At 29.4% G+C, this 17381-nt stretch carries 18 protein-coding genes and 1 pseudogene; all 19 read right to left on the minus strand.

Annotated features, from left to right (window positions below; genetic code table 11):
• A pseudogene (locus FMAG_RS06770) lies at positions 1–1019 on the minus strand (hypothetical protein); the annotation flags it as partial.
• A 9-nt stretch (positions 1020–1028) separates the two neighbouring features.
• Positions 1029–1946 carry a hypothetical protein gene (locus tag FMAG_RS06775; protein ID WP_005885332.1) on the minus strand — a complete coding sequence of 306 codons (918 nt, stop codon included), beginning with the start codon at positions 1944–1946 and terminating at the stop codon, positions 1029–1031.
• Positions 1943–3520, minus strand: coding sequence for a hypothetical protein (locus FMAG_RS06780; RefSeq protein WP_005885335.1), 1578 nt, complete (start codon positions 3518–3520; stop codon positions 1943–1945). Before FMAG_RS06780 ends, FMAG_RS06775 begins: the two co-directional genes overlap by 4 nt.
• The gene (locus tag FMAG_RS06785) at positions 3517–3927 is read right to left on the minus strand and encodes a hypothetical protein (protein WP_005885336.1); all 411 of its coding nucleotides are present in this window, start codon (positions 3925–3927) and stop codon (positions 3517–3519) included. Before FMAG_RS06785 ends, FMAG_RS06780 begins: the two co-directional genes overlap by 4 nt.
• A gap of 56 nt (positions 3928–3983) precedes the next feature.
• Positions 3984–6671, minus strand: a complete 2688-nt coding sequence (locus tag FMAG_RS06790; protein ID WP_005885338.1) for a phage tail tape measure protein — start codon at positions 6669–6671, stop codon at positions 3984–3986.
• The gene (locus tag FMAG_RS06795) at positions 6668–7294 is read right to left on the minus strand and encodes a hypothetical protein (protein ID WP_005885339.1); all 627 of its coding nucleotides are present in this window, start codon (positions 7292–7294) and stop codon (positions 6668–6670) included. Before FMAG_RS06795 ends, FMAG_RS06790 begins: the two co-directional genes overlap by 4 nt.
• A gap of 66 nt (positions 7295–7360) precedes the next feature.
• Positions 7361–7876: a hypothetical protein gene (locus tag FMAG_RS06800; RefSeq protein ID WP_005885340.1), complete on the minus strand. Its 516-nt coding sequence runs from the start codon at positions 7874–7876 to the stop codon at positions 7361–7363.
• 12 nt (positions 7877–7888) lie between these two features.
• Complete coding sequence (locus FMAG_RS06805; RefSeq protein ID WP_005885341.1) at positions 7889–8314, minus strand: hypothetical protein; 426 nt, start codon at positions 8312–8314, stop codon at positions 7889–7891.
• Complete coding sequence (locus FMAG_RS06810) at positions 8307–8702, minus strand: hypothetical protein (protein ID WP_005885342.1); 396 nt, start codon at positions 8700–8702, stop codon at positions 8307–8309. Before FMAG_RS06810 ends, FMAG_RS06805 begins: the two co-directional genes overlap by 8 nt.
• Positions 8703–8747: 45 nt before the next feature.
• A complete protein-coding gene (locus FMAG_RS06815; RefSeq protein ID WP_005885343.1) occupies positions 8748–9731 on the minus strand; it encodes a major capsid protein in 984 nt (327 codons plus the stop codon).
• Positions 9732–9734: 3 nt separating this feature from the next.
• Positions 9735–10103, minus strand: coding sequence for a hypothetical protein (locus tag FMAG_RS06820; RefSeq protein ID WP_005885344.1), 369 nt, complete (start codon positions 10101–10103; stop codon positions 9735–9737).
• A 13-nt stretch (positions 10104–10116) separates the two neighbouring features.
• Positions 10117–11094, minus strand: a complete 978-nt coding sequence (locus FMAG_RS06825) for a hypothetical protein (RefSeq protein ID WP_005885346.1) — start codon at positions 11092–11094, stop codon at positions 10117–10119.
• On the minus strand, positions 11078–11242 hold the full coding sequence (locus tag FMAG_RS13820; RefSeq protein WP_005885347.1) for a hypothetical protein: 165 nt from the start codon (positions 11240–11242) through the stop codon (positions 11078–11080). Before FMAG_RS13820 ends, FMAG_RS06825 begins: the two co-directional genes overlap by 17 nt.
• A 12-nt stretch (positions 11243–11254) precedes the next feature.
• Positions 11255–11803, minus strand: coding sequence for a phage virion morphogenesis protein (locus tag FMAG_RS06830; protein WP_005885349.1), 549 nt, complete (start codon positions 11801–11803; stop codon positions 11255–11257).
• Between the two features lie 6 nt (positions 11804–11809).
• Positions 11810–13984, minus strand: a complete 2175-nt coding sequence (locus tag FMAG_RS06835; RefSeq protein ID WP_005885351.1) for a phage portal protein family protein — start codon at positions 13982–13984, stop codon at positions 11810–11812.
• On the minus strand, positions 13971–15311 hold the full coding sequence (locus tag FMAG_RS06840; protein ID WP_005885353.1) for a PBSX family phage terminase large subunit: 1341 nt from the start codon (positions 15309–15311) through the stop codon (positions 13971–13973). Before FMAG_RS06840 ends, FMAG_RS06835 begins: the two co-directional genes overlap by 14 nt.
• A complete protein-coding gene (locus FMAG_RS06845) occupies positions 15311–15967 on the minus strand; it encodes a DUF1804 family protein (protein ID WP_005885356.1) in 657 nt (218 codons plus the stop codon). The genes FMAG_RS06840 and FMAG_RS06845 overlap by 1 nt, the downstream gene beginning before the upstream one ends.
• Before the next feature lie 15 nt (positions 15968–15982).
• Complete coding sequence (locus FMAG_RS06850) at positions 15983–16780, minus strand: hypothetical protein (RefSeq protein WP_005885357.1); 798 nt, start codon at positions 16778–16780, stop codon at positions 15983–15985.
• Positions 16773–17321: a ParB/Srx family N-terminal domain-containing protein gene (locus FMAG_RS06855; protein WP_005885360.1), complete on the minus strand. Its 549-nt coding sequence runs from the start codon at positions 17319–17321 to the stop codon at positions 16773–16775. The genes FMAG_RS06850 and FMAG_RS06855 overlap by 8 nt, the downstream gene beginning before the upstream one ends.
• Positions 17322–17381: the final 60 nt, after the last annotated feature.

Below are 17381 nucleotides of genomic sequence, written 5' to 3' on the forward strand. Positions count from 1 at the left end.
TAATGTATGTTATTACCTATAGGGAAATCACTTGGAATATAAAATCTCAAGTTGCTATCTCCATAGTAATCTAATACTGGTAAATTATTCGGATATGTTCTATAGAAGTCACTTCTACAATCACAAAATAGTACACTTTTAAAATTTGGATTATCTATTTTTATTATTACATTTCCATTTTCAGTTGTTTTAAAACTAGAAAATAAAAATTTAATATTGCCTATATTAAAAGTTGAATCATTATATGTAAATAAATTATCCAATCTGTCAGCATGATTATTCAATGACATTTCTATGAAATTGGCATTAGGTGTGCTCAATGATGAACCACTATAAGCTTTTATACATTTATACTTCTTGCCATTTACAGCCTCATATACTTTTCCAACTTCAGCACTTGTTAATGGAAATTTTCCATCTTCAACTTTTCCTACAACATTATCTATAAGTGTTTCTATTCCAGCTCTACTTAATCCACCAACAGCAGCTGCATTCCCACCTTCAGGATTATTTCCTAAAATTGATTCAACTTGTTTTACTACTTCATTTCCAGTAGCTCTTACTCTTTCAATTTGCTTATCTCCTTCCCCAGTTAAAACTTTAGAAAGATTAACAGTTAGCTGATTGATTTCATTTAAAAAGCTATCTCCTATTTCTAAATCTATACCTTCTCCTGCAAGAGTTTTAATTACAGTAACTCTAATAAGTTTGTTTACAGTTAAGATACTATCTCCTTTAATTAAGATTATTTCAATTCCTAGTTCTCCAAATTTAGCTAAAGCATTAGTAGGAATTTGTACTTTATTAGATGAAGTAACACTAGCCTTTGATGTAGTAACTGCTACTCCATCACTTCTAATAAAATTCACTTTCATTGATACTCCTGAAAAGTTAAGGGAAGTATCCCTAAAATCTATTTGTAAGTAATGTGATTGACTATCTGCTTGAGTAAATTTTGTTTCTAAATCATAAGTTGCTCCTCTAAGTAAGTCAATTACAATTTTTAAAATTCTCTCCATTTTTCCTCCTTATAATAATACCCTTGTTTTGACCCAGTTAATGTTTAAATCTTTAGGTTCAGCATCAAAATGTGGACTATGTTTTCCAGTATATTCTTCTACTTTCATTTCACTATAATGACTAACTAATCCTTCTCCAGCCCATGAACTTAACCAAAAATCAAACTTACCATCATCTTTTTCAGAACCTAAAGCTAATCTTCTAATATTGAAATAGACATATCCTTTATAAATGACTTGAGGGTTACTGCTTGTAGAATAGTAAGCATAGTAAGTCACACGTTTATGCTCTCCTAATTTCATATTTTCAAATCCTGATACTCTTATAGTTCTAGCTTTACCTCCTCCTTCAGTAGTAGTAACTAATCCAGCTGCATCTGTTAATTTCCATTCTTCAATATCAAAATTAAAATATACAGTTCCATAAACTTTTTTAATGCAACTAAAATAAAGTTTATCTTTGCTCCATTCTTTCAAAATATTTTGTAAATAGATAATATATTGAGTAGTATAATAGCTAGTAAACTCATATAATTCTTTTTCAGCACTTACTACTTCTGATAATAAGTAATAATCAGCAAGAGTTTCTCCAGGAACATATTTACTTGTATAATCTACAACAGAAGTAAAAATATAATTCATCAAATTAGCATTTATATTTTTATTAGTATTTTTATCTGTTACCCATTTATTTATCTCATCTTGCCATTTTAATATTTTATCTTTTAATGCTATTTGCTTGGTATTAAGAGTCTGCAATAATTCTTTAGATAAGATATCTCCAGCTTTAGCTGTAGTAAAGTTTGCTCCCTCTTTACTTCCTATTTTTCTTGTAAGCTGGTTGAAGGTAGTATCTAAAAATTTAAAAGAACAAGTACCATTTTTAAAATCAGGAGATTTATCTATTATTTCCATTAGTTTACTCAAGCTATCCCCTCCTTTTTTAACCAAGCTTCTATTCTTGTATGATTTTTAACACAACTTTCAAAGTTTTCATCTTGAGAATTAAATATTTTATGTGAAATTTCTCTTTGAGTAGTAGTAATTACCCAAGTTCCATCTATTGCCTTTCCTAAAGTATTTTCTCCTAAGAAAGCTCCCCATTCATGCCCAACATCAAAATATGCTAATCCATCATATGGGTCTACTATCTCCCCTGTTTCTTCTTTTATTCCTGGTAATCCTTGTGTATCTCCTTCCCAAGCTATTAAAGTTTTATGCTCAATAAAGAGATAATCTCCTACTTTATAATCAACGGCTACTTCTAAAGGAACAGTAAGCTCTAACTCTACTCCAGGATATCCATATCTACTGAATATACTATCTGATAAAGTAGCAGCAAATGTAGCTTTATCTGTAGCAGATAACTTATTAACTCCAGCTATTATATATTCATCTGGACTACTTGGAATAAGCATTCTAAATTTATTAAAAGAACTTATTGAAGTAAAATACCTTTTAATCCTTTCTTTATCTTCCTTGAAGTCTTTTTCATACTTAACTATCATATTATTTACTATGTTCTCATCAGTTATATTTTTACTATCTATTGAAATAATGTTATTTTCATCAAGAGTAATTCCTTCTGTTCCAATGGTTGGTTGTCTATGTAGTTTTATTCCAAGCTTTCCATCTAAACTTAGATATGGAAATATAGCACAAGGTTTATATACATTATCTATCAACCACTCATAAGGATCATCTATAGGTTCTCTTATTTCTAAGTAGTAGTTTGAATAATATGGTCTATTTAAAACCTCTCTAATTTCATTTAGTGATACTAAATCTACAAAGTTTTCATATTGATTAGTCAAATATGGCACTTGAACTTCTAATTGAGGTGTTGAGAATACAGCTTGAAATATTAGCTCAATACAAGTAACTGGATGTCCTTCAAATACTATAACTCTAGTTAAAATTGAATTACCATCATCATCAGTTTCTCCCTCATCAATTTCTTTAATACTAAATCCTTGCTTTATTCCATTTATAGTTTTAGTAGGCATTCTATATTTATTAATATCATCAATAGTTTCTCCATTGTATTTTGATAACTCTCTATCAAATATAGAAGCTTTTAATCTTTCTTGGAAATCAGCTATTTCAAAAGTATACTTACTTTCAAATACATCATTATCAATACTTCTTATAAGTCCTCTATATATTAATTTTAAAGTTTTATCTCCACACATAGCATAAATATCAACCATTTCTCCATATGTCATAGAGTTCCCACTATTCAATCTTTCATAAAGCCATTGGGATATAGTGTAATCAACATTTACTATATCAAATTTAATTGATGATACAGAGCATTGAGAATCTTTAGGAGTAATTGAACTTCCTCCACCATTTGGAATACTCATATATGGTAAACACTCTATATCTTCAAATATTACTCCTCTTTTAGTTGCTAAGTATAAAGGTTTTCCCTCTTCTCTACTCCTTAAACTATCATATATTTTTGCTATATAGTGATAATATTGTTTTTCTATATTCATAGCATATCAACCCTTTCATTTAATTTGATAGTTAGGTCATAATAAGGTTTACCTGTACTTTGCTTAGGAGAAATATCCTTTATTTCATAGGAAAATAAAGGGTCATCAGGTAAATTTTTAAAATCTATATAGCCCTTTTTTAAAAGAATTTCTCTAGGAATATTAAGTAATTTTCTTTCTTTTTTTATCTCTATAAGTTCTCTTATTATATTTTCACATTCTTGGAAAGAAAGATATTGTAAAGATAGAGTATATTTATATTTAAACCATCTAATTATATTAAATTCTTTCCCAGACTCTGCTGTTTGATAAATAGCTCCTTCTTTATCATCAATTCCATCATATTTAATACCTTTTATTTGATAATCTTTTAGAGTAGAAATATAGATAGAAATTTTATTTTCCATTCATACACCTCCTTTTTTATTTTTATTATTAAATTGCCAATGTTCTTATTTCTACTTTATTTTTTCTTTCCAATGAGTGTTACATTATATCCATCATTTAATTCTTTTTCTATTTCTTTAATAAATAATTTAGTCAAGGTAGAGTTACTTCCATCTATATAGACTATACCTTCATTTTTTTCTTGAGAGCTTTCTACTCTATCATTAATTCCTTCATCATATTGAGTAGAAGAAGAGTTATTATCTTCATTATCTGTATCTTCTTCAGAGTCAACACTATTGTTGATAGTTGCTGCAGCTACTCCAAAAGAAGCGGCAACAGCAGCATTTTGTGCAGCAGATACAAAAGCGTTTTTAGCTCCACTATAATTATTAGCAGCAATATATGATAATCCTAATGCTGTATCTGAAACAGCTCTAGCAGCATGTTCTTGCCCTTTTGCCATTAATAACTCAGCTAATTGCAACATAGCAAACTTTTTAAAATCTTCCAATGATTTAATTTGTCCTTGTGCTAAAGCTGTGTAGGTATCCATAATAGCTCCTGCTGACCTCTCATATATATCAACTTCATAATTAGATGCCCATTTCTCCCAGTTAAATTTTTTATTTTTATTAGCTTGTTCAAGTTTAAAAGCATTTTCTTCCTGTTTAATCTTATTTTTATTAATATCTATAATAGTGTCAGCTAGTTCTTGCTCAAATCCTGCATTGGACTCATAGAAAGCTTTTCTTTGCTCTAATTGTAGTGCCTCTTGTTCTAACCTTTGTTGTTCCAACTCTAGTAATCTAATATTTTTATTTTTTTCTATATCTTCTACACTTAATTTCCCCTGGTTATATAAATCAACCTGTTCTTGTAGAAATAGCCATTCATTCTCTAAAAGGCTAGCTTGTTGCTCTTTTCTAGCTTGTAATTGAGTATCTAACATAGAATCTTCTCCTACATCATTCCTTTCAGTAGAAAATCTTTGTTGGATATTTAATTCTACTTCAATTACTTTTTTCTTAAACTCATTAGCCTTTGTTAAATCATCTATATTTCTATAATAATCTTCCATTTGTTTTAAACTTGCTAAATTAGCTTTTTGTTGCTCCAAATAAAGCTCATTTTCTTTATTTTTAATATTCCTGTTATATTCCTCTTGGTTGATTATTCCTAATGATAATAAATTTTGTTGGCCAGCTATATAATCTTTTTTATCTTGGAGATACTTAAGCTCATTAGATTTTAAGGTGTCATTATGTTCCTCTAATCTACTTTCTTCTTGAGCTCTTAAATCTTGTAGTTGAGTATTCTTTTTATTTTCGCTCTCTACTATTTTTTGATTAGTTTCTTCAACTTTTTTAGCTGCCTCTTCCCTAGTTTTAATTTCTCTTTCTATATTTTGTATTTTCCAAGTAAGTTGATTTTTTTCATCATTAAGCTTGTTTTCAGTAGGAATTAAGGTCATAGATTTATTAGGATTTGTTTTTAATAACTCTTCTCTTTTCTTTCTAACCTCTTCTAATTCCTTTGTTACTCCCTCTAATTTCTTTTTTAAATCAGGAAGTTCTTTTTCTCTATCTAGTTGAATTTCTAAAGAGTTATCTTCTCCATCAATGGCCCTTCTAATAGTTTTTACAAAATTGAGTAAACTTTCATTTTCTACAACAGATTTTACAAACTTACTCCATCTATTATCCATAGCTATTACAAGCTTTTCCCATTCTGATTGAATATTATCTGTTGCTGTTCTATAAGCTGTTTCCAATTCTCCTGAACTACTAGCCACTTTTTCTAACTTATTAGCAAAATTTTCAGCATTTATTCCTGTAAGATTTAAAGCTGCACTTCCAGCTTCAACTGATGAAAAGAGGTCTACAACTGATTTATTAGATTTTTTAGCATATTCTTCCATCTTTATCATAGCTTCTTGAAGAGTTCCACCATTTGCTATAAATTCAGTAAAGCTTTGACCTGATAATTTTTCAAAGTTATCAGCAGCCATTTGTCCTTCTTTGGATAATTCTGATAGCATAGACTTTAACATTGTTATTGTCTTGGCTGTATTATTACCATTTACAGTCATTTGAGCTATTGCTCCACCTACATCATTAAGAGATACTCCAAGAGCTGCCGAGATTGATGTTACATCTCCAAGTTGGTCCCCTAACTCTCTTACAGTAGTTACACCCTCATTTTGAATTGTAAGTAACCAGTCAGCAACCTTTCCAGCTTCACTCATTTCCATTTTATAAGCATTGATAATAGAAGTAATAGTTCCTACTGACTGTTCAACAGTAGCTTGCCCAGCTATAGCTGTCTTAGATGCTGTTTCAAGAAATCCTATTAAATCTCCTTTTCCTACTCCTGATGATAGAGCTTGGTAGGCAGCATTTGCTATCTCTGTTTTACTTGCTCCAGTTTTAAGAGATAGTCTTTCAAATTCATCTCCATATTTATTTAACTCATCTCTTGATACTTTAAGAAGAGTATTTACCATTCCAAGTTGTTTTTGATATGCCATTACTTCTTTAGTAGTGACTCTAAGTTTATTAGCTACATATATTGCAGCAGCTGCCATAGCTCCTTTAGCAATAGTTGCTGCATTAATAGATTTAGTCATCTTTCCAAAGGCACTATCTATTTTATTGGTAGTTCCTTCAGTTTGATTTTGCATTCCCTTTAAGCCTTGACTATAGTTACTGGTGTCAAGAGTAGCCATATATTGTAATAAATATTCATTTGAATAAGGTATCATAAAGCTCCTCCTTTAGTCATAGCTTGTAATTTCTTTATATTAAAGAAATCTATTCCTCTAACAACTTTAACTCCATTATTTTTAAAATCTTCTTTATATCCATTCAATAGTTTTGTGTATTTTCCTTTATCTTTAGAATTTAGATTTATATGATTATCAACTATAGCTGATAAATTTAAACTTTCTTCTGCTTCTAAAGCTTTTATTCCTTCTAGTATTGAATTAAATATAAAGAAATTAGTATTCATAGCTTCATTTAGTGATGTTGAAGTATTTTTACAAAACTTTGCTATTCTATATGACATATTTATATAGATATCATCTGAGCTTTCTTTACTTTCCTTTTCTCCAGTATTTTCATTTCTTGACATCATCTTAAAGCATTCTTGAAGTACAGTTACTAATTCTATAGTTGTAAGTTTTTCAACTTCAACTATGTCATCAGATAATGTCTTTATATAAATATTACATATTTCTCTTATCTCCATTTTTTCAAAATCTATACTGTTTAGATATAACCAATCTTTAACAGTAGGTTCTCTAATTGTTATAAATCTTATTCCTAAAGAAATAGTTTTATTTCTTGGAATTAAATCTTTTATATCTCTTATAAATATCCCCATATATTCCCTCCTCTCTTAAGTTCTTTATAATACCTCTATCAATTAAGATAGAGGCACTGAAAAAACTTAAGCTTTTGCTGTGTAATTTCCCCAAGTATATACTAATCCTTTTGTTGGACTTTCTTCAGCTATATCTGTTGAGAAGTTAAATGTTAAAGCTACTTTAGGTGTATCTTCTGTTTTAAAGTTAATTTGAGTATTAACTAGACAAGATACTCTAGGTCCTGTAATATCAAAGTCTGTTGAATCTCCTGCTGATAATGGATGTACTTTTAACTTTCCAAATTTAAGTGGTTTTCCTACTGTTGTAAATCCTACTCCAGTAGTTCCTTCAATATAAGTGTTTGATAATTTAGGTAATACACTTAAATCTAAAGGAATAGTACATGTAAGTGTAACTTCTCCTGGAATTACATTTGCTATATATGGTCCTTGCATTTGGTCTACTTCTACAGAGTATATTTCAAACCCAGCACTAAATAAAACTTCCTCTTCTTTCAGTGTAAGTCCTAATACAACTGGGCTCTCTTCTCCTTCAAGAGTATATTCAATCTTACAAGGTCCTAATGGATATTCTTTCATTGCTACCTCCCTTTAAGTAATTATTTCTACATCTTTGTTATCTTCATTTCTTAAAGCTTTAGCTTTAATCTTTACACTATGAGTACCTTCAGTTTTGAAATTAAAATTAATTTCAAGAGTTATAACAGCCCTCAATAACTTTATTCTTACAGAATTACTCATAGTTACTATCTCTATAACTCCTTTTTTTACTAGTGTTTTTACATCAGGAGTTATTCCAAAAGTATTAATAGAGTTTTCATCTAATAATACTGTTGTTTCAAAAGTAATATTTCTACCTAATTCCAATATCTCCTTTATATCTGGGCTTTCATCAGTCTTTATCTCTTGTGTAATAGCTTGTAATTTTAAAGATGTACTATCAGTTTTTAATGTGTGTCCTATATATTTATCATTGAAATATACTTGACAAGGACCTAATTCGAATATCTTAACCATCTTTTCCTCTGAATATATATAATTTTCTTATTTTAGGTTTGTCAGAGGTACTTTCCCCCTCTGATAATTGAGCTTCTCTTATTCTTTTGAGATTATCTCTAAAGTTAACCATAAGGTCTGCTGCTAAGTCTATATAATCTGGATGAGCTATCATTTCATGTAATTTAGCTGTTACATAGCTCTTACATAATCCTGTAACCAAGTCTTGTCCATTTGTTAGCTCAAGTGTCTTGGTTAGGTTAACTGATGAATCAATAACTCCTATAGCTTCTCTTTCAAACTCTTCAGCAACTTTATTAAACTCATCTTCAGAGTATTGAGAATAAGCTAATAAGATATTTTTTACTGGAACAGGCATAAATTTATCATTTAGATATTTAAAAGCCATTATCCCTCCTTTCTCAAGGAGAAGAGGGAACTTCCCTCTTCAATATTAAGATATAGTAACCTTATATCTCTCAAATTTAGTTGTTGATAATACAAGAGGCATTGGAGCTGATTTACCCCATAGTCCTTTACTACCAGTAGTTTCCTCTACTTTAGTATCTCCAGCTATTACTTTGGATCTAACTAAAACTGATTCATTCTTTGCTACATCTCCATAAGTAAGACAACCATATCCAACTGCTAAGTTATTAACATTAGATAAAATAATTAGATTTTTAGTATCTATCTCTTTATCATCAGTTCCTTTAGCATTTACTAGAAGTTCTACTTTTTGAGTTCCAATCATTAAGTATGGCTCACTTCCATCAACTCTAAATTCAACTTTATTTATATTTTGTCTAGTATCATTAGCTTCATTTTTTATAGCATTAAATATGTTTTCTCCTACTTCGATTTCAGGCCACATTCCATGTTTAGTTTGATAAGCTAAAGCAAGTTTTAAAACTTCATCAACAAAAACAGTTGTTCCATTAGTCCAAGAAAGAGGTTTATCTGCTTTAACTCCTACTTCATGAGCTTTCTTATTTTTGTCAGTATAAGTACCCTTTAAATAAACTTCAGCACATTGTTTTTCAAATCTATTATCAATAGCAGCAGCAATTAGTCTTGAATATTTAGCTTCCATTTGTTTAATTGTAGGAATTTCGGCTCCTGTTTTTGTGTACATAGGAACACCAGCTTTTATTTGGATTAAATCACTAGCTGAATAAGGAAATTGTCCTCCAATAATATCAGGTTCAAACTCAATAACTCTATATCCATCTTTACCAAGAATAGGTAAAACTTCTGTTCTTCCTACAATTCCAGCTGTTACAAAGTGATCTGTTAAATCTTCTATTCTTATTTTTTCTGTTGGAGATAAGTATTCGTTTCCAGAGTTTATGAATTTTTTTGAGTATCTTTTTGGAATATTTAATTTTTGTGACATCTCAGCTATTAGAGATATTAAGTAAATCATTCTTTTATTCATTTATTAAGCCTCCTCTGTTCCTTCAATTTTAGTTGTTAAAATAACTCCAGCTACTTTTAATTGATGTATAGCTGTAAAATCAGATTCCCATTCTATTCCTTGAATATCTTCTTTACCAACAACTACATAAGTAGAGATATAACCAACATCATCAGCCTCTGCTGTAGTATCTGCTCCCATATATAGTCCTGCTATAACTCCTTTGTTAGGGTCATCTTTCACATAAGCATAGAATTTACCATCTGTTTTGTCTTGAGCTATAGGTTGTAAATGCTTCACTGCCCCTGCTCCCATTGTTACTTGCATATCGGGTTGTAATCTGATAACTGCTTTGTCTTTTAAATTTTCTGTTTTTCTTTCAAAAGTTGCCATTCTTTATACCTCCTTAAAATGATTCAGCTAACTCTTTAGCTTCTTGTACTGGGTCTTTATCTTCTGAAAATTCTATTCCACTAGATATATTTTTGAATAAGTGTGCAAAAGGTCCATCTTCCTTAGAGAAATCTTTTAACATATTGGCTATTGTTCCTTTTTTCCCCTCAGAGAACTCAATAATATTTGAGTATTCTTTCTCATCAAAAGCTTTATCTATTCCAAATTCAATAAACGAATGCATTACTGGAGGGAACATTTTAATAAACTTTTCCTTAACTTCTTTTTTCTCATTATCTCTAGTAAACTCTGCTCTAACTTTCTCATACATTTCATCTTGAGTTAGATTTTCTTTTTTCTTTTCTACTAAATCAAAATTAAGAATAGAAGCTATATTTTTTAAAGTATCAGTATTAAACTCAGTTGTTTTTTCTACTGTATATCCAGCACCTCTTAGTTTATCTACTGCTGTTTTTTCACTATCTTTTTCCCATAAAACATCAAATAAATTTCCTAACTTTATTTTTGATGCATCAACACCTTTAATATAGCTTGTAAATTCATCAATCTTAGTTTGGTCATCTTCTGCAAACTCTATTATTTGAGTTTCTTCTATTGAAGTTAAGTCTTGAGAGAACTCACTAAAAGACTTATCTAAATCTTTTAAATGAGGTGGTGCATATCCTAATATTGCTAAATGGTTAGGATTACCATCACTTCCTATTCCTATTGAAAGATTAGGATATTGTTTCTTAATACTTTCTCCAAAAGAGTTATAATTGAACTCTCCTATTAAATATCCGTTCTCATCTACATCAGTTACTTTACAAGTACCAGCGACTGGAATAGCTGTTATAGGATAGCCATTCTTTTGCCAATCTCCTATATGTCCAGCTGTTATTGAGAACTCTTTACCTATCCAGCTTTTAAGGTTTTCTACTGTATAGTTTCCCTTTGCTCCATAGTTTCCAGCTTTAAATATTTTTGGCATTTTCTTCTTCCTCATTTTTAACTAATTTAGGTCCCCAAAAGATATATTTCTTATTTTTCCCTTTTCTTTCTCTAACTACTCCCCAAACTAAACCTCCTGTTACTCCTACGGCTACTCCTATAAATAAAAATCCTACTGGTGTTACCATACTATCATCTCCTTATAACTTACCTGTTTTTAGATATTTTCTAATTATAGCTGCATATGCTATCTTTTGATTATTACTAAATCCTATAAACTCCCTAGCTGGTTTATCTCCCCAAGGAGAAGATACTTCTCTTTTACGAGTATGTTGTCTTACTCTTTCAGTTCTACCTCTTCTCCTTCTAGTATGCTCTCTAATAGTTTCAGTTACTTCTGTAGTTCCCAATTCTCCTTTTTTTACAGCAAAGTTTTGATATGCTGCATATTCTTTATTAGTTCCTACTACTGCAATAGTAGGAGTTACTCTTGAAGTAATACTAGCTCGTAACTCTCCAGTATCAACTAAAGGTTTATTACTTCCCTTTCTTCTTCTTGATACAGTTATAAGAGAGAGTGGAGCCCATGCTTCTCCATTTGGATTTTTACTAAGTCTAAATCTAAAATCAACTTTAGTCTGCATATCTCCAGCTATATATCTCATCAAAGGAAGAGTTTTTTCAGAGTTTATACTTAGTTTTTCTAATCCTTTTAGAACTACTTTTCCATTATTTGTTACATTGAACATAACTCATCACTCCATTAGAGAAAGTTGTTTTAAAGCAGAGTTTACTTCCTTTTTCAATTCTTTTACTTTCTCATCTTTTTTCTGTAAAGAAGTAGCTAATGCATTGACTTGATTTCCTTTGAATTCTCCAAGCTCATTTTTTAAGTCTAAAATGGATTTTCCCATTGTTTTATGAATAGTTAATCCATATTCTTTTACATCATCTTTGCTTAAAGCAATTCTCCTACTTCTACAACCGTGATGATTAGGTGGCAAAAAGTTCTTCCAAAAACTATGGTCCAAAGGATATACAAGTCCATCTAAAGATTTACATAAATCAGTTGTCCTATTATCTCCAACAGCATCATACATTCCATAAGGTTTATTCTTTTTATTAAGTTCTTGATTATAGAAAGTACCAGCATTATAAGTAGTCATTAAATTATTTCTATAAACTAATTCCAAGTACCAAGGATTATCTCCAAATCCTGATTTATTTAAAATATCTTCTGACATCTTTAACCAATCTTTAAAAGTCTTTCCTTCATTTAAAGTTGAAAGTAAATTATTATACAAAGCTTTGGTTACTTCTAAGCTTGTACTTTTCTTTATGTAAAAATAACTTTCTTGTACTTTAGCTGAAATCTCTTCCAATTTGTCAAAGAGTATAGGAGATTTATTTAAAAAATATTGTATAGCTTCTTCATGCTTTAATTTAAAAGGATTGATATTTTCCTGTGGTAATAAGACACTACCACTAATAACTAAATCATCTAAATAACCTTTTAAAAAACTGATAAGCATTTTATCTTTTAAAGAAGTCATATCTAAAACAATATTTTCTAAATCTTCCAACGTTTTTACGGCCTTTAATTTTTCTTTTGACTGTATTGAAATATCTTTGAAAAAATCTCCAAAACTTTCTTCAATCTCTTCTAATAAATTACTATCTTGTTCTTTTACTCTTTCTAGTAATTCATCCAACTTATTTTTTGAGAATTCGCCTTGTATTCCATTGATTATAGTAGGTGTAGAACTTTCTTCGAGTGAAACTTCGTCTATACCTAAATACTCTGCTAAATAGACTTTAGAGAGCTTATAGCCAATATTTGATAATTTCAACATATTATCAAGTTTTAAACTTAGTTTTTCTTCTTTCTTTTTATCTTTTTCGAATATTTCTTCTTCTGTATAAACTTTTTCAAGCTTCCAAGAAAAATTATTAGGATTATATCCAAAAAACATTGAATCTAATTCTATTAATTGATATAAACTATCTGTGCAAAAATTACAAACTTCTTGAATAACAGCTTCTAATCCTTGTTGATGAATTTCTCCAAGTGAATATGAACCTGTTCCTCCACCATTATTAATAGTTAAAGTTCCTCCAAGTATTTTTTGAATTAACTTTTCTTTTTCCCTGTTTTCTAACTCTGTATAGATTTCAGGTTGCAAATCAGATAATTTTATAAAATCAAAGCTATCCTTTAATCCTTGATTTCTACTAACAGGAATTGCTATTACATCTTGTCCTTTCATATTTGCAACTTGTTCAGCTTGCTCTTTAATATCCTCAAACTCTGTATTTTCGTCATAAGGAAAAACAATTATAACATCTCCATATTTTTTAGCAAGTCCCCTTAATTGTCTTTGATACATTTCTTTATCTAAAAAAGAAGTTTTACAAGACTCAAAGATATTAGTACCTGTTGGTCTAGCTGGATTCCATCTATGAATACATAGTAAAAATTTTTCTCTATTAAGAGGTATTTCATTAGCTCCTATTTTTACTTTCCAAGCTCTTTCAGAAGTTTTATATGTGATATAATCATAAGGTATAGGAATAAGAGTATTTATTGAAAAATCTTCATTATAAATTATTTCAAAGCAACTATATCCCCAATATCTAGCTGTTATCATATGATTAAGTATTCTATTGAATTTAATACCTGAAAATCTTTTCTCAATTTCCTTAGCTTGTTCTTCTAATGAGATATCATCAGTTTGTATTGTTAGTTTTCTTCCAGCTACTCCTCTTTCAACTTTGTCTAAAGCTGAACTTACATCTATATCTTCTAAAAGTTTTTTTATAAGTTCATCACTTAAATTAGAATTTTCAGGGTAAGTTTCATTAAATAACTTTATAACTGTTGAAGTAGTTAGCTCTTTTTTACTTAATATGTTCTTTTCAATTTTTTCCACCTCCATTAACTCCTATATATTTTTTCTTTCTAATTCTTTCTTTCAATGGGATATATTCATATTCTTCAAGCCCATAGCTCATAGCATCAAAACTATGAGGATCTATGTTGTATCTACCAGCTTGGATATCTCCATTTTTATCTTTTTTATAAACACATTCTTCAGCTTCTTCTTTAGTGTGAGGACATCTATCAATATCAATTACTATTCTTGAAAAACTTCTCAAAAGTTGCTCATGATATTCAACTGAGCCATTACCTTTAGTTGCTCCATCAATGTTATATCCAGCATCATAGAAGTCTGCAATAGTTTGTGCCGAAGCACTATCTGCATATATTACTTTTCCACCTTCTTTTAAAGGTTCCAATTCCTTAAAAAGTTCTTTGGTTAATTTGCCTTTATTGTAGTATTCCCAATAAATATACAATTCATTTAATTTAGTATTAACCGCCATTTTTAAACCACAAGTATATGAAGTTGAATATCCCCAGTCAATACCTCTGTACTGGTCTTTTTTTCCTAATTTCCCTTCAATATATTTCTCATAAACTTGTTTTTCAAAGACAGCATTATATAAAACTAAATCACCATCTGCTCCAAATTTACCTTCTTTAGCTATTCTTTTTAATCTAGGGTCTTTTTCACTTTCTAACTCATAAATAAAACTTGCTGGAAGATGTGGATTATCCTTATAAGTAGAATGATGTATCATAACTACTTGTTTTAATATTTCTCCATTTTCCAAAATAATCTTATCTGTAAATTTAATGAGTCTTTTCTCATATAATTCATTTTCATCAATGTTATAACCTTGTTCAGTAAAAAACATTTTATAAATAGAACTTCCACGAGATACAGGATTACACATCATTATTAATTTACATCTAATATTTTTTACTCTAAGTCTTTTTCTAAGTTCTTTTATATCATCAATAGTTAACTCATCAGCTTCTTCTATAAGGATATAATCTATATTTTTTACTGATTTTAGTTTTCTCCAATCATCCATACCCTTGAATATAATTTGAGTTCCTGTTATTAAATTTTCAAATTCATAAGGAGATTTAATATATTTCCACTCATTTTCCATATTCAAAATAGATATAGCTTCCTTTAAATCCTCAAAACAACTATCCTTTAAAGTTGCATATACTTTACGGACAACCAGCATTCTTCTTTTTTCAATAGATCCTGTAAGAACAGTTTTAAGAAATCCTGTGAAAGATTTACCACTACCATATCCACCTATCCAAAGTGCAATGTCAAAATCATCATCTTGTATTAAGTTTGCAAAGTGTTCTCCAAATGTAAGTTCTATATTTTCCATTACTTCACCACCTTAATAGTGATTTTTCTATCATTACTAGTAGGAATATCTTTATTATCAGTATCTTTCTTAATATTCAATCTCATTTCAGGAATACCTAATAATTGAGCTTGTCCCTCTATTGTCTTTTGAACTATATTAACTACTGTATTAAAGATTTCAGCATCTTTTTTATCTAAATCCCCATTAGATAACTTGGCCATAGTTTTCTTTTGAATATAGTTAAGATAATCAATAGCTTCTTTTCTCCTTTGTATATGCTTTTCTCCTTCTTCCTCTTGGAGCCTTCCATATACATTTTTAAGGAATCTTTCCTGTTGCTCTATCCAATTTTCTTTAGATGAATAGTTTTGAAGTGTACTTTCCTTAACTCCTGTTTTCTCTGAAGCTTCTTTTATAGTTCCACCTTGAATAACTATTGATTTAGCTTTATTTATAAGTTGCTTTTTTGATTTTCCCTCTGCCCCCTTGGGTGCACCCGAACTATCTATTAGGTGCACCCAATCATCACCCTTAGCTTTATCTCTTTTCTTCCAACTTTTAACAGTATTTTCAGATATCCCAAAATGATTAGCACACTCTTTTAAAGAAACATTATTTTGCTCATAGTATTCCCTTACCTCTTCTTTTGTGGGAGCCCTAGTAGGATTACTCATTAGTATCACATCCTTTTAATTGCCTCTTAACTCAGGATAATTATCATAGATTAAATCAACTATATCTTGTTTGGAGATATTTGCTGCTGAAACACTTATATTAGCTTTTTCTTTTATATATTTCTCTAAAATATATTTAAAATTTCTTTTAACTTTAAAATTAATCTTTAACTCTTGTACTCTTGTTTTTTCATTTTTTCCTATTAATCTTATAGTTCCATAAGATATAATCCTATAGTCACAATCTTTTTTTAAATACTCTTCTTCCTCTTTTTTAGTAGTATTTTTATTTCTTGAAAATTCATAGATATCCACATCTTTTATTTTCTTTTTTTCTTCATCTCCTTTACAATAGATATTAAAACAACATTTTAATTTAACTCCACTATATTTAACTTCTGGAAGCATATAACTTTTAAAAAGTTTTATTCCAGGAATAGAGCTTTTTCTATTGTAGTTATCTCCTGGTAATATAAAAGCTACATAATCAGAATGTTCCATACTTTTCTTTATAAATTCTTTGGCTAACATTCCACTTCTTCCAAAGGGAGGATTTCCTATAACAATACTATTTTCTAAGTAAGGAATATTTTCTTTAAGATAATCTGCACATATTATTCCTTCATATTCAGGAGCAATATCATAACTTATAGTTGATTTAGGAAGCTCTTTTATAAAAGCTCCAGCTCCAGCACTAGGCTCTATTATTCTATTAAATTTATCTAATGGCATTATTTCTTTTTCTATTACTTTTAATACTGCCTTAACTACTGATGCTGGAGTATAATATTTGTCTTGATATCTTTTAGCCATCTATATCACACTCTAAAAACTCTTTTTTCTTTGCCTTATGGCCACAACAAGGACAAACTAATCCCACCAATTTATTAGGATCATTCTCATCTAAAGCATCTTCTACTGGTAATAAATTTAATTCAGTTTCATCACTCATAATATCTTCTAGCTCCGTCCTTTCAAATCCAGTAAGTTCTAAATCTATATTAGTGAGCTTTAACATTTCTAATTCTGCCTTTAATTTTTCTAAGTCAAAACCTGTATTCATAGTTAACTTATTATGAGTTATGATATAAGCCTTTTTCTCTTCCTCTTTTAACTCTTTCAATTGAATACAAGGAATTTTATTTAGCCCCAATTTTTTAGCTGCTAAATATCTTCCATGTCCTTCAATAATGATATTATTCTCATCTATTGCTATTGGATCATTAAATCCAAATTTTTTAATTGAATTAGCTATTTGTGATATTTGCCATTCTGGATGCTCTTTAGAATTATTTTCATATTCTTTTATTTCAGAAATATTTAAATACAATATTTTTAATACCTGTTCTTTCATTAATTACACCTCCAGCTTTTTAAAATTATTCTCACTAATAGAAAAACGTAACCGATTTGA

This window comes from Fusobacterium mortiferum ATCC 9817, assembly GCF_000158195.2.
GTDB classification, from domain to species: Bacteria; Fusobacteriota; Fusobacteriia; order Fusobacteriales; family Fusobacteriaceae; genus Fusobacterium_A; species Fusobacterium_A mortiferum.

Bases quoted from the DNA above. Each gene is read 5' to 3' on its own strand.
- FMAG_RS06780 (WP_005885335.1), bottom strand. From the start codon at position 3,520: ATGAATATAGAAAAACAATATTATCACTATATAGCAAAAATATATGAT.
- FMAG_RS06785 (WP_005885336.1), bottom strand. From the start codon at position 3,927: ATGGAAAATAAAATTTCTATCTATATTTCTACTCTAAAAGATTATCAA.
- FMAG_RS06790 (WP_005885338.1), bottom strand. From the start codon at position 6,671: ATGATACCTTATTCAAATGAATATTTATTACAATATATGGCTACTCTT.
- FMAG_RS06795 (WP_005885339.1), bottom strand. From the start codon at position 7,294: ATGGGGATATTTATAAGAGATATAAAAGATTTAATTCCAAGAAATAAA.
- FMAG_RS06800 (WP_005885340.1), bottom strand. From the start codon at position 7,876: ATGAAAGAATATCCATTAGGACCTTGTAAGATTGAATATACTCTTGAA.
- FMAG_RS06805 (WP_005885341.1), bottom strand. From the start codon at position 8,314: ATGGTTAAGATATTCGAATTAGGTCCTTGTCAAGTATATTTCAATGAT.
- FMAG_RS06810 (WP_005885342.1), bottom strand. From the start codon at position 8,702: ATGGCTTTTAAATATCTAAATGATAAATTTATGCCTGTTCCAGTAAAA.
- FMAG_RS06815 (WP_005885343.1), bottom strand. From the start codon at position 9,731: ATGAATAAAAGAATGATTTACTTAATATCTCTAATAGCTGAGATGTCA.
- FMAG_RS06820 (WP_005885344.1), bottom strand. From the start codon at position 10,103: ATGGCAACTTTTGAAAGAAAAACAGAAAATTTAAAAGACAAAGCAGTT.
- FMAG_RS06825 (WP_005885346.1), bottom strand. From the start codon at position 11,094: ATGCCAAAAATATTTAAAGCTGGAAACTATGGAGCAAAGGGAAACTAT.
- FMAG_RS13820 (WP_005885347.1), bottom strand. From the start codon at position 11,242: ATGGTAACACCAGTAGGATTTTTATTTATAGGAGTAGCCGTAGGAGTA.
- FMAG_RS06830 (WP_005885349.1), bottom strand. From the start codon at position 11,803: ATGTTCAATGTAACAAATAATGGAAAAGTAGTTCTAAAAGGATTAGAA.
- FMAG_RS06840 (WP_005885353.1), bottom strand. From the start codon at position 15,311: ATGGAAAATATAGAACTTACATTTGGAGAACACTTTGCAAACTTAATA.
- FMAG_RS06845 (WP_005885356.1), bottom strand. From the start codon at position 15,967: ATGAGTAATCCTACTAGGGCTCCCACAAAAGAAGAGGTAAGGGAATAC.
- FMAG_RS06850 (WP_005885357.1), bottom strand. From the start codon at position 16,780: ATGGCTAAAAGATATCAAGACAAATATTATACTCCAGCATCAGTAGTT.
- FMAG_RS06855 (WP_005885360.1), bottom strand. From the start codon at position 17,321: ATGAAAGAACAGGTATTAAAAATATTGTATTTAAATATTTCTGAAATA.